General features: G+C 55.0%; 10 protein-coding genes. All 10 read left to right on the forward strand.

Annotated elements, in window-relative coordinates; translation table 11 throughout:
• Window positions 1-3: 3 nt before the first annotated feature.
• Window positions 4-993: a D-ribose ABC transporter substrate-binding protein gene (locus tag RB_RS06875; RefSeq protein ID WP_007330721.1), complete on the forward strand. Its 990-nt coding sequence runs from the start codon at window positions 4-6 to the stop codon at window positions 991-993.
• The gene (locus RB_RS06880; RefSeq protein WP_007328278.1) at window positions 990-1646 is read left to right on the forward strand and encodes a DUF2291 domain-containing protein; all 657 of its coding nucleotides are present in this window, start codon (window positions 990-992) and stop codon (window positions 1644-1646) included. Before RB_RS06875 ends, RB_RS06880 begins: the two co-directional genes overlap by 4 nt.
• Entirely contained in the window at window positions 1643-3178 is a 1536-nt protein-coding gene (locus RB_RS06885) for a sugar ABC transporter ATP-binding protein (RefSeq protein ID WP_011119386.1), read from the forward strand. Before RB_RS06880 ends, RB_RS06885 begins: the two co-directional genes overlap by 4 nt.
• Window positions 3172-4143, forward strand: a complete 972-nt coding sequence (locus tag RB_RS06890; RefSeq protein WP_007330724.1) for an ABC transporter permease — start codon at window positions 3172-3174, stop codon at window positions 4141-4143. The genes RB_RS06885 and RB_RS06890 overlap by 7 nt, the downstream gene beginning before the upstream one ends.
• Window positions 4144-4156: 13 nt before the next feature.
• Window positions 4157-5089, forward strand: a complete 933-nt coding sequence (rbsK, locus tag RB_RS06895) for a ribokinase (protein WP_007330725.1) — start codon at window positions 4157-4159, stop codon at window positions 5087-5089.
• Window positions 5086-6528, forward strand: coding sequence for a DUF1593 domain-containing protein (locus RB_RS06900; RefSeq protein ID WP_011119388.1), 1443 nt, complete (start codon window positions 5086-5088; stop codon window positions 6526-6528). Before rbsK ends, RB_RS06900 begins: the two co-directional genes overlap by 4 nt.
• A 168-nt stretch (window positions 6529-6696) precedes the next feature.
• On the forward strand, window positions 6697-8079 hold the full coding sequence (locus RB_RS06905) for a DUF1593 domain-containing protein (protein ID WP_231846286.1): 1383 nt from the start codon (window positions 6697-6699) through the stop codon (window positions 8077-8079).
• A gap of 62 nt (window positions 8080-8141) precedes the next feature.
• Window positions 8142-9473 carry a DUF1593 domain-containing protein gene (locus tag RB_RS06910; RefSeq protein ID WP_231846287.1) on the forward strand — a complete coding sequence of 444 codons (1332 nt, stop codon included), beginning with the start codon at window positions 8142-8144 and terminating at the stop codon, window positions 9471-9473.
• Between the two features lie 461 nt (window positions 9474-9934).
• Window positions 9935-10816 (forward strand): NAD-dependent epimerase/dehydratase family protein, encoded by an 882-nt coding sequence (locus RB_RS06920; RefSeq protein WP_011119394.1) that lies wholly within the window; start codon window positions 9935-9937, stop codon window positions 10814-10816.
• 177 nt (window positions 10817-10993) lie between these two features.
• A complete protein-coding gene (locus RB_RS06925; RefSeq protein ID WP_164921645.1) occupies window positions 10994-11914 on the forward strand; it encodes a ThuA domain-containing protein in 921 nt (306 codons plus the stop codon).
• Window positions 11915-11928 lie beyond the last annotated feature (14 nt).

Genomic DNA, 11928 nt, shown 5'->3' on the forward strand with positions numbered 1-11928 from the left:
TTGATGAGCCCAGGCAACCAACCCAAACGATTCGCGACATTGTTCGTGTGCGCGTTGGCACTCGTGATCAGTGGATGTCGCAGCGAAGCCAAACCCGCGGGCGGTTCCGCGGATTCCGACGCGACCAAACGAGTCGCCGTGATTGTTTCAACGCTGAACAACCCGTGGTTCGTCGTGCTCGCTGAATCCGCTCGAGACAGTGCCATTGAGCTAGGCTACGACGCGGTGATATTTGACTCTCAGAACGATCCATCGAAGGAAACGGCTCACTTCGACAATGTGATCGCCTCCGGTTACTCCGCCGTGCTCTTCAATCCGACGGACGCGGATGGTTCGATCGCGAACGTTCGTCGAGCGAAAGAAGCCGGCGTGCCCGTGTTCTGCATGGATCGAGAAATCAACGCGACCGACGCTGCGGTTTCACAAATCCTGTCGGACAACTATTCCGGATGCGTTGCAATTGGGCAGCACTTCGTGAAAGAGGTTGGGGAGTCCGGGGAATATGCAGAGCTGCTCGGATTGGTTGGAGACAACAACACTCGCAATCGATCGGATGGATTCCACAGTGTGGTCGATCGCTATCCCGAACTGAAAATGGTCGCGCAGCAAAGTGCTGACTTTGATCGTGCCAAGGCGTTGGAAGTGATGGAAGCAATCTTGCAAGCCAACCCTGACATCAAAGCGGTTTTCTGTGGCAACGACGCAATGGCGATGGGAGCGTACCAAGCTCTGTTGGCAGCGGGCAAAGCAGAGCAAGTCAAGATTTTTGGCTTCGACGGCGCTGACGATGTGGTTGCGATGATTCAAGAAGGCAAGATTGTCGCGACGGGCATGCAGTTTCCCAAGTTGATGGCGAAGACAGCTGCGGAGTATGCGGACCAATATCTGAAGGGCGATCGAGACCTGCTGCAAAAGGTTCCGGTCGCCGTTGAATTGGTTCACCAAGGCAACGCGGAAAAGTTTGGTGACTTTGACGAAGAAGGTTCCGAGTGATTTCGCGTCAACGCAAAGGGATCACTTGGTTGGTGATCACAATCGGAACCTTGGTGCTGCTGTATCTGTTCCCGCTAATCCACATCGTTTCACTGGATGATGCGAACAAAGCCACCGCGAAAGCGACTGCGGCGAAGTTCGATCCGGTGAAGTTCGTGGATACGTTCTGGGACAGCGAGCTGCTTCCTTCGAAATCAGCCGCGGTCGATGCCGCCACGTTGGTCGCAAAAGTCAAAGCTGATCCGGCCAAAGCCCGTGAACAACACGGACGGCAGGTTGGACTGAGTCAATCGTACTTCTACCACGTCACCGGTGTCGGACGAGTTGTCTCCGTTGAAAAGAATTTCATTGGATTGGCGATCTCGCCGGATTCGGAAAAGACGGAAGTGATTTTGGAAGCGGGAATCCTCTTCGGCAACACGGTTCGCGATGGCACAGGTTTGCTGGACGTGAATGACTTCAACAACACTCAGGACTTCAACGCCATTTCCACGGAACTGAACCGCCGGATTGAAGCGAATGTTTTGCCAACGCTTCGAGAGATCGCGACGGTCGGCGCGGAAGTGCAATTCACCGGATGTGTCCAAGTCAACGATGAGGACTCTGATCTTCAACCATTGAAAGTGGTCCCCTTCATCGTGGAGGCGAAATGATTGTCTCCGATGACGTGGTGTTTGAGGCCAAACAGATTTCGAAGCTGTTTCCAGGCGTGAAAGCGTTGGACGGCGTTGACCTGACGTTGCGAGCGGGGAGGCTCACCACGTTGCTCGGCGAGAATGGCGCTGGCAAATCAACGTTGATGAAAATATTGGCGGGAGTGCAACCGCCCGACGAAGGCGAGTTGTTGGTGCAGGGTGAACCGGTTCATTTCACCAGCCCACGCGACGCGCAGGATCACGGCATCGCGATGATCCATCAAGAACTGAGTTTGGTGCCCGATCTGACCGTCGCCGAAAACATTTTCCTTGGCCGTGAGCCGCTGCGTTTCGAAACGCTGATTGACTACACCGAACTGAACCGTCAAGCAAACGAATGGTTGAAACGTTTGGAACTCGACGTGTCGCCAACGACGCCCGTCCGGCGACTGCGAGTCGGTCAACAACAGTTGGTTGAGATTGCTCGCGCGTTGGCTGGCAACGTTCGAATCCTGATCATGGATGAGCCCACCTCCGCAATCACCGAACGCGAGACGGAGGTTCTGTTCCGATGCATTGCGGATCTAAAGAAACAGGGTGTCGCGATCGTCTATATCACTCACCGCTTGGAAGAACTCGAACAGATTGCTGACGACATTGTCGTGATGCGTGATGGTTGCTTGATCGGCACGGCCGAGTTTGGTGAGCTCAGCCACGACGCAATGGTTCGAATGATGGTTGGACGAGATGTGAAAATCCTTTCCAAGCAGTCTTCCTCCAACAATCAGCCGGTTCTTCGTGCCGAAGGGATCTCGCTCAGCCATCCAACACGGCCCGGCGACTACCTCGTGCACGAAGTTGACATGCACGTTTGCAAAGGCGAAGTGCTGGGCATCTTTGGATTGATGGGGGCCGGTCGCACGGAATTGCTGGAGTGTTTGTTCGGACTGCACCCGACGGCGTCGACCGGGCAGGTGAGCATGCACGATCGAAGTGTTCGATTGAGAAACCCCGCCGATGCAATTTCTCATGGTTTGGCGTTGGTCCCCGAGGACCGAAAGCAGGATGGTTTGGTGTTGTCGATGTCCGTCGGTGAAAACGCGAGCCTGGCGAGCCTCAAACACGCTGAACGGTTTGGCTTCATCGATCGTGGGCGGGAACGCGAGCACACTCGGCGTTTCGTGGAACGTTTTCGCGTGAAGACACCGTCGCTGCGTGAAAAGATCATCAACTTGAGTGGTGGCAACCAGCAGAAAGTGATCTTGGCGAAATGGTTGGCGACTGGGCCTGCCGTGCTGATGCTCGACGAGCCCACTCGCGGGATCGATATCCATGCCAAGAACGAGATCTATTCGCTCATCAATGAACTGACCGCTGACGGATTGGCGGTGATCATGGTTTCATCGGAATTGCCCGAGGTGATGGCGGTTTCCGATCGGATTTTGGTGATGTGCGAAGGGCGTGCAACCCAATCGTTCGACCGTTCTGAGGCCACGGAGGAAAATATTCTGCAAGCGGCTTTACCGAGAAGGAACTCGATTCCATGTTAGAAAACAAACGCGAACACCTCGCGAAATTTCAATCGCTGATCGCGTTGGCAGTGATGCTGATCGCGATGAGCTTTCTGTCAGACAGTTTCTTCACGCCCGAGAATGGGTTGAACATTCTGAGACAAATTTCAGTCAATCTCAGCCTTTCGATTGGGATGACATTGATCATCTTGACCGGCGGAATCGACTTGTCGGTCGGTGCCATTCTCGCTTTGTCCGGCGCCGTGGCGGCAGGGTTGCTGAAGAACGGCATCATGCTCGAACCGCTTGGTGTGAAGCTGGAGTTCACCGTTTTCGGAGCGATTGTTTCTGGATTGTTGGTCGGTTCCGCCGCAGGGTTGTTCAATGGAGTCGCGGTGACTCGTTTCAAGCTTCCGCCGTTTGTCGCCACGCTGGGAATGTTCAGCATCGCTCGTGGTTTGACGATGTTGTGGACGGGCGGGTTCCCGGTCACGGGTCTCGGTTCATCGTTCGGTTCCATCGGCACGGGCGTGTTCCTGCAAATTCCGGTTCCGGTTTGGATCACCGGTGCATTGGTTGGCGTGTTTGTGCTGTTGACCCGGACAACTCGTTTTGGCCGGCATGTGTACGCGGTTGGCGGCAACGAACGCGCTTCGTTGTTGACAGGATTGCCAGTCGATCGGATCAAAATCGCGGTTTACACGCTCGGTGGTTTGCTCGCTGGAGTGGCGGGACTCATCGTGACCGCTCGACTGGATTCGGCTCAACCCAACGCAGGGTTGGGCTACGAACTCGATTCGATTGCCGCCGTCGTGATTGGTGGCACATCCCTGTCGGGCGGACGAGGCAGCGTCATGGGGACGGTGCTGGGTTGCCTGATCATTGGTGTGTTGAACAACAGTTTGTTTCTGTTAAACGTTTCCCCTTTTTGGCAACAAGTGGTCAAGGGATTCGTGATCCTGGCCGCCGTCGCCGTGGACCGCATGAGTCAAAGGGACCGATAAGATGACAGACACAATGACACGCCCGAAGATCACCGTCGTTGGTTCGGCCAATGTGGATCTGACGTTTCGCACACCGCGATTGCCCGTGCCTGGTGAAACCTTTGCGGGACATTCGCTGCATCAAGGCATGGGTGGCAAAGGTGCGAACCAAGCGGTCGTCGCCGCCCGACTCGGTGCCGAAGTCGCCTTTGTCGCTCGCGTCGGAAATGACGGATTCGCGACGCAGGCCATCGACGCCTACCAGACAGACGGAATCAACACGTCCTTCGTTCAACATTCCAAAGACCAGCCTACCGGCACGGCTGCGATTTTGGTGGATGATGATGCAGAGAACTGCATCATCGTTGTTGCGGGCGCCAACGCGGAATTGAATGCGGACGATGTTCGATCGGCGAAGGATGTGATCGCATTTTCCGATGTTGTGATCTGCCAATTGGAAACTCCAGTGGAGGCGGCTCTCGAGGCGTTCAAACTGGCTCGTGCGGCCAACGTCCTGACGATGCTCACGCCGGCTCCCGCGGAACTTGTTTCGGATGAACTGCTTTCGCTTTGCGATGTTTGTGTCCCCAACAAGACCGAGATTGCCGCCATCACGGGTTGCAGTGTGGAGACACAGGCTGACTGTGCTGCCGCCGCTGAACAGTTGAGGCAACGTGGCGTTCGACAAGTTGCACTGACGATGGGCGGCGAAGGCGTTTTGGTGCTCGACCGATCGGGGATGTCCCTCATTCCTGCCTCACCCGTCAAAGCGGTCGACACCACCGGGGCCGGCGATGCATTCACTGGTGCATTGGCGGTCTCGCTCGCCGAAGGAATGTCTTTGGCCGACGCTGCCACTCGTGCCGGGATCGTTGCGGCCATCTCGGTCACACGCGTCGGCACTCAAACATCCTTTCCTTCGCTCGATGAAATCAATCGCTGGAAGCAAGCTGAGAACACTGCATGAAAAACCTCTTCAAACTCTTGATGGTTCTGCTGGCGACGTCCTCGTTTGTTGCGGCCGATGACGGCTCAACTGCAAAAGCGAGAATGGTTGTGCTGACCGACATCGAAGCGGACCCAGACGACACTCAGTCGCTGGTTCGACTGCTGCTTTACGCCAATTCGATTGATATTGAAGCGATTGTGGCAACGACATCGGTGCACCAAAAAAATCGAGTGGCTCCGGAGTCCATCCAGCGTGTCATTGATGCATATGGCAAAGTCCAACCCAACCTTCTGAAACACGAACCTGGATTTCCCACCGCGGATGCGTTTCACAAACTGGTCACCAAAGGGTTGCCTTTGTACGGGATGAACGGAGTCGGTGACGGAATGGATTCGCCAGGTTCGGATCGCATCATCGAATTACTCGATCGCGATGATGAACGGCCACTTTGGATTTCGGTATGGGGAGGCCCCAATACGCTTGCGCAGTCCCTGCACAAACTTCGCAAGACTCGACCGGGCGAGGACGTCAAACGTCTGGTCAAGAAGCTTCGTGTCTACACGATCTCTGACCAAGACGATTCTGGGATTTGGTTGCGAAACGAATTCCCGGATCTGCAATACGTCGTTAGCCCCGGACGTTACGAACGCTCGACTTGGGGCGCGATCAACCAGGTCGTGGAGGGAATCGACAACACGACGATCAGCAACACTTGGTTGGCCAATCACATCCAGCAAGGCCATGGTCCGCTGGGAGCTGAGTATCCCGATGTTGCATGGGGAGTCGAAGGCGACACGCCCGCTTTCCTGGGGTTGATTCCCAATGGCTTGAACGTTTCCGAACGCCCGGACTTCGGTGGATGGGGCGGTCGCTACGAACTTGGCCAGCCCAGCGATGATGAGATTCAGGTTGGCCGTGAAGTGCAGGGTGGCGTGCCGATCCTCGCCGAAACGCGTCCCATCTGGGGCAACGCCAGCGACACGTATCGACCGCGATTGTTTCATGATCAGAAGCGTGCTGAAAAGCCCAGCGATGAAACGTTCACCGGAAACCGTGTCACATTGTGGCGGTGGCGAGATGACTTTCAGAACGACTTTGCCGCCAGAATGGATTGGTGCACTGCAAACTACGAAGACGCCAACCATCCGCCTGTGCCAGCACTCGCCCATGCGGAAACGCTGAACGTGAAATCGGGCGAGCAGTTCCGTTTGGACGCATGGGGAACAACCGATCCCGATGGTGACAGTCTCAGTTACACGTGGATGTACTACCCCGAAGCAGGATCGACACCGCTTGATCTGGATATCGGTCAGTCGCCAGAAAACGTCTACCAGGTGACCCGCACGGCTCCGAAACTCGACCAACCCGAGACGATGCACTTCATTCTGAAGGTCACCGATCGCGGCATGCCAAGGCTCACCCGATACAAGCGAGTGATCGTGACGGTTCAACCCTAACGAAGACCAATTGCAAGGCAGTCAACAGGCCGCAATGCGACGCAGACAAGTGACACCTTTCTCCCCACGAGTGACACCATGATGATGCGCAGCCAACTCAACCAATCCCATTTCCGCAATTTGTGCATCTGTGTCTGGATGGGAGGTCTTTGCCTTTTTTCCACCGCGATGCCCAACATTGTCAACGCGGCGGAGCGGCCTCGGATTTTGGTCACCACGGACGGTGAGATTGATGACGAATGTTCGATGGTTCGATTCTTATTGTACGCCAATGAGTTCGACATCGAAGGCATCGTCACTTCGAGTTCACAGTATCACTGGCAGGGTTTTGAGTGGGCGGGCGACAGTTGGATTGACCCATATTTGAACGCTTACACGGATGTGTATCCCAATCTCGTTCAACACGATGATCGATTCCCGACGCCTGAATTCCTTCGCAGCATCACCAAGTTAGGAAACGTCAAAGCCGAAGGCGAAATGGAGGACGTAACCGAGGGATCGCAGTTGATCGTCAAGGTTCTCCTGGACGACACGGATTCGCGCCCCATTTGGTTGCAGGCCTGGGGCGGTACGAACACGATCGCCAGGGCTTTGAAGACGATCGAAGAAGAACATCCGGATCGCATGGCTGAAGTCGCGGCCAAGATCCGGCTGTACTGCATCTTCGAACAAGATGCGACCTATCAAGATTACATCTTGCCACATTGGGGCAAGTATCAAATGACCACGATCATCTCAGACCAGTTCGAGGCGATCGCGTATCGATGGAAAAAGATTCAGCCCCCTGCTCAACACAAATACTTCGCCGCCCCGTGGATGAAGAAGAACATCCTGAATGATCACGGCCCGCTTTGTTCACTTTTTAAGAGCCACCAAGCGGGCGAAGAGGGATTCAGCGAAGGCGACTTTCGTTCCGAAGGTGACTCACCGGCTTTTCTTCACAACGTGGTGACTGGTCTTCGCAGTCAAGAGTCGCCCGATTGGGGCGGTTGGGGCGGACGCTTTGTTTGGATTCGCGAAAACACCTGGATGGACCCTGCACCATACGAAGGATACCAGCATCCAGAGGGACGCTATTTTCGCGAAACTTGCTGGGGACGGCTGAGTCTCAACGCGGGCATGACGTCTCACAACGACCCGCGAATGCTTGAGTTCTTTCGTCCAACATGGCGTTGGTCGGTCGCTCAACAGAACGACTGGGCGGCGCGAGCGGATTGGTGTGTTCAGCAGTTTGACCAAGCCAATCACGCTCCTGAGGTACGCATCGATCACGGTGCCGACTTGAAATTCGGAGCGGGTGCCAAAGTCAGGCTGAGCGCGAAAGGTACCAGTGACCCAGACGGAGACGAGCTTCAGTATCGCTGGTGGCAGCACACCGAAGCTGACACCTACGACGGGACGGTTGAGATCTCCAACGCAAATCAACAGCAAGCCGAATTCGTTGCTCCCAGCGATGCGAAAGGCAAAACCGTTCACGTGATTTGCGAAGTGACCGACAGTGGCACGCCACTAATGACACGGTACCAGCGGGTTGTCGTCGAGTTGCATTGAAATTGACCAAACAACCGCACAAGCAGAAATTCATTCCCCACTTCGATGCTTTGACCATCCCCATGATCCACACCATTCTCTTTCGAGCTTTGACGATTTCGGTTGTCTTCGGTCTGACAACGGCCTCCTCGGCCGACTATTCCAAACCTCGAATGATCGTGACGACCGATTTGGGTGCTGACCCGGACGATGATCAGTCGTTGGTTCGATTGCTCGTCAGTGCCAACGAATTCGACATCGAAGGTCTTGTCATTTCCACCGGATGCTGGAAGAAGACGCAGAGCAACACCAAAATGCTGGACAAAATCGTTGATGCCTACGGCGAGTGTTATGACAATCTCAAGATTCACGCCGACGGATTCCCGACGCCGGACTATCTGCGTTCGATCTCGGTCATGGGACAACTCGGTTATGGCATGAGCGATGTGGGCGACGGCAAAGACTCGCCTGGATCGGACATGATCATCGCGTCTGCAGACAAAGATGATCCACGGCCCATTTGGATCGGTGGTTGGGGCGGGAACAACAATGTCGCTCAAGCGATCTGGAAAGTCCGCAAAACACGGTCCAAAGCCGAACTCGAGAAATTTCTTTCAAAGCTTCGTGTGTACGACATCCTCGGACAAGATGACGCGGGAGCGTGGATTGCCAAGAACTACCCGCAAGTTTTCTACATACGAGCAACGAAGGTTTACGGTTGGCAGCCGCCAAAGAATGGCGACTACCAAAAGAATGACATTCAAAGTCATGGACCGCTGGGTTCCGTCTACCCGGATACAAAGTGGGCAACCGAAGGTGATTCCCCTGCGTTCATGCATGTGTATCCGAACGGCCTGAATGATCCAGACCAAATCGACCAAGGTGGTTGGGGTGGACGATTCAGCTTTGAAAAGAAGACCGGCATCAAAAGTATGTCGGGGGTGAAGGGGGAAGAACGCAAGTTCGATCCGTACGAGATGTGGGGAAACACATCCGATGGAACCGGCGCGATCAAACGCTGGAGCAAAGGCTACAACAACGACTTTGCAGCACGGATGGATTGGAGCATCACGAACAAGTACTCCGAAGCGAATCATCATCCGATTGCCGTTTTGAACGGTGACACGACTCGCGATGTGATGAAGATGTCCGTTGAGGCTGGTGCGAGTGTTTTGCTGAGTGCGAAGGGCACCAGCGATCCCGACAACAATTCGATTAGCTATTCATGGTCGATCTACCAAGAGCCATCCACCTACAAAGGGAATGTTTCGGTAGCAAACGCATCCTCCGAGACCGCCAAAATCTCGGTGCCAAAGGACGCGGCGGGTAAGACGGTTCATGTGATTTTGGAGATTCATGACGACGGCCAGCCCAGCCTGCACGCCTATCGCAGAATGATTTTGGAGGTGCGCTAACGGGCTGTTGATTTGATGAGCCGTACCGCGTTAGCGGCGGTTAGTCAGACGCCAACCGGGGCTAACGCCCATCGGCTAATTGTTGTCACTCTGTATACGATCAAATCAACAGGCTGCTAAGCAGTTCGGAAGGAAAACTCGGGCAGAACCATTTGAGCCGTTTGGGCATTCGCTCCGGTTCTTCGTGGGAGCAACGAGGCTTGCTATAAGCACGTGAGCGGGATTCATGGGGCTTGATCACGTAGCGGCGTCTCTCCGTAACGCTGTTATTTGCGAGTCTCTGAGAGACTCGCCTACGCGAGGTCCTAACCGATCATTCCTGCCGGCCTGCTTCAGTAAAGAAAGGTGTAAGGGAGGTAATTGGCTTCGATCCGATCTTCACCTCTTGTGGCCGTATAACCCAACACAACCTCTCCATCCAATCGGTCGGCTGATGCCGCACCACACCAACGAGACAGGAAATGCGAATACTTTTTACCGGTGGATCAGGCAAAGCGGGACGTCACGTGGTGACTCACCTGGCGAATCGAGGTCACACGGTGATGAACTTGGACCTCGTCCCGGCGAACATTGACGGCGTTTGGGACATGACGGTCGATCTCACGGATGCAGGACAAGTCTTCTCGGCGATGTCGGGAATAGTCGGCTTCGATGATTTGGAGTCGACCGATGGTCCTCCGAAGTTCGATGCTGTGGTTCACTTTGCGGCGGTACCTCGCATTCAGTTACGGCCGGATCCGGAATGTTTTCGGGTCAATACGACGTCGACCTACAACGTGCTGGAAGCCGCGGTGAAGCTCGGTATTCCCAAGGTCTTGTTTGCTTCGTCCGAGACCACCTATGGGGTCTGCTTTGCTCATGGAGAAGTCAAACCGGAATACATCCCCGTGGATGAACAGCACCCGACGGTCCCGCACGACGCTTACGCAATGTCAAAGGTTTGCAACGAGGTCTGCGGCCGCAGCTTTCAAGCTCGATCGGGAACCGACATTTACGCCTTGCGAATCAACAACGTGATCGAGCCACATGAGTACGCGAGTCTGGTTCCGGTATGGAGCGGCGATGCGGCGTGCCGGCGTCGCAACATCTTTGCGTACATCGACACACGCGATCTGAGTCACTTCGTCGACTGTGCTCTGGCAACCGATGGTCTCGGTTTCCAAGTCTTCAACGTCGCGAACGAAGATTCCTCGGTTGGAATGCCGAGTGCCGAAGTGATCGTGAATTTTTATGCTGGCGTCCCGCAGCGACGCGAGTTGGGCGAGTTCGAAACGTTCTATTCCATCGACAAGGCAAAGGAGTTGTTGGGTTGTGCGGCGCCGTCTCGCTGGAGAAACGCGTGACGATTTCCTTGGCAGTCCGTCGCTACACGCAAGCAAGCAATAGCAGTCGGGCCGAACCATATGAAGCCGTTTGGGCGTTAGCCCCGGTTGCAGATGCGAGCAACGGTGCTTGCCCTAACAGCTCCACAACCGACTGACTCCTGCCGACTTGCTTCCCCACCACCAGACTATCACATCATGAACATTTTATTCCAACTCCGCTTCCTCATCCTTTCGTGCACGATGTTGTGTGCGTTGCTTCCTTCGAGTTCGGCGGTTGCGCAGGAAAAACTCGATGTGTTGTTGGTCACAGGCCAATCGTCCAAGTACCACAACTGGGAAGTCCAAAGCACGGCGTTCAAACGCATGCTCGAGGACGCTGGGATATTCAACGTGCGATTGCTGACAACACCCGCTTCTGGTGAAGACATGTCGGGCTTCGATCCTGTGTGGACTGACTACGACGCGGTGCTTCTGGATTACGAAGGCGACGATTGGCCCGATGCCGCCAAGAAATCATTTGAAAAGTACATGGAACAAGGAGGCGGCTTGGTTGTTGTTCACGCGACCAACAACGCATTTCCAAACTGGCAAGCCTTCCTTGATATGACCGGGCTGGGCGGCTGGGGTGGACGCACAGAAGAGTGGGGACCGAAGGTTCGTTGGCGCGACGGCAAGACTGTCTTGGACACCTCGTCTGGAACCGCTCAGCATCCATCTCGTCATGATTTTCCAGTCGTGTCCCGTGCCCCAGAGCATCCGATTATGAAGGGATTGCCTTCGATGTGGTTGCATGCAAACGACGAGCTGTATTCCCAGCTTCGCGGACCCGCGAATGATTTGACGGTGCTTGCAACCGCGTCGGCGGTCAGATCGATGCGCAACGGCACCGGTGAGAACGAGCCCATCTTGATGACGATCCAGTATGGCAAGGGACGGGTTTTTCATACCACGCTCGGACACGTTGCACCCAATCAATCCGAACCGGTCGATTCGCTCCAGTGTGTCGGCTTCATCACGACTCTCCAACGCGGCACGGAGTGGGCAGCGACTGGAACAGTGACTCAAGAAATTCCCGACGACTTCCCCACCGCCGATCAAACCTCGCTTCGTCAATAATTCACCTCTCATCC

It is taken from the genome of Rhodopirellula baltica SH 1, assembly GCF_000196115.1.
Taxonomy (GTDB): domain Bacteria; phylum Planctomycetota; class Planctomycetia; order Pirellulales; family Pirellulaceae; genus Rhodopirellula; species Rhodopirellula baltica.

What these genes read in the sequence shown, in the direction of transcription:
- RB_RS06875 (WP_007330721.1), top strand. Translation starts at nt 4, where the DNA reads ATGAGCCCAGGCAACCAACCCAAACGATTCGCGACATTGTTCGTGTGC.
- RB_RS06885 (WP_011119386.1), top strand. Translation starts at nt 1,643, where the DNA reads ATGATTGTCTCCGATGACGTGGTGTTTGAGGCCAAACAGATTTCGAAG.
- RB_RS06890 (WP_007330724.1), top strand. Translation starts at nt 3,172, where the DNA reads ATGTTAGAAAACAAACGCGAACACCTCGCGAAATTTCAATCGCTGATC.
- rbsK (WP_007330725.1), top strand. Translation starts at nt 4,157, where the DNA reads ATGACACGCCCGAAGATCACCGTCGTTGGTTCGGCCAATGTGGATCTG.
- RB_RS06900 (WP_011119388.1), top strand. Translation starts at nt 5,086, where the DNA reads ATGAAAAACCTCTTCAAACTCTTGATGGTTCTGCTGGCGACGTCCTCG.
- RB_RS06905 (WP_231846286.1), top strand. Translation starts at nt 6,697, where the DNA reads ATGCCCAACATTGTCAACGCGGCGGAGCGGCCTCGGATTTTGGTCACC.
- RB_RS06910 (WP_231846287.1), top strand. Translation starts at nt 8,142, where the DNA reads ATGATCCACACCATTCTCTTTCGAGCTTTGACGATTTCGGTTGTCTTC.
- RB_RS06920 (WP_011119394.1), top strand. Translation starts at nt 9,935, where the DNA reads ATGCGAATACTTTTTACCGGTGGATCAGGCAAAGCGGGACGTCACGTG.
- RB_RS06925 (WP_164921645.1), top strand. Translation starts at nt 10,994, where the DNA reads ATGAACATTTTATTCCAACTCCGCTTCCTCATCCTTTCGTGCACGATG.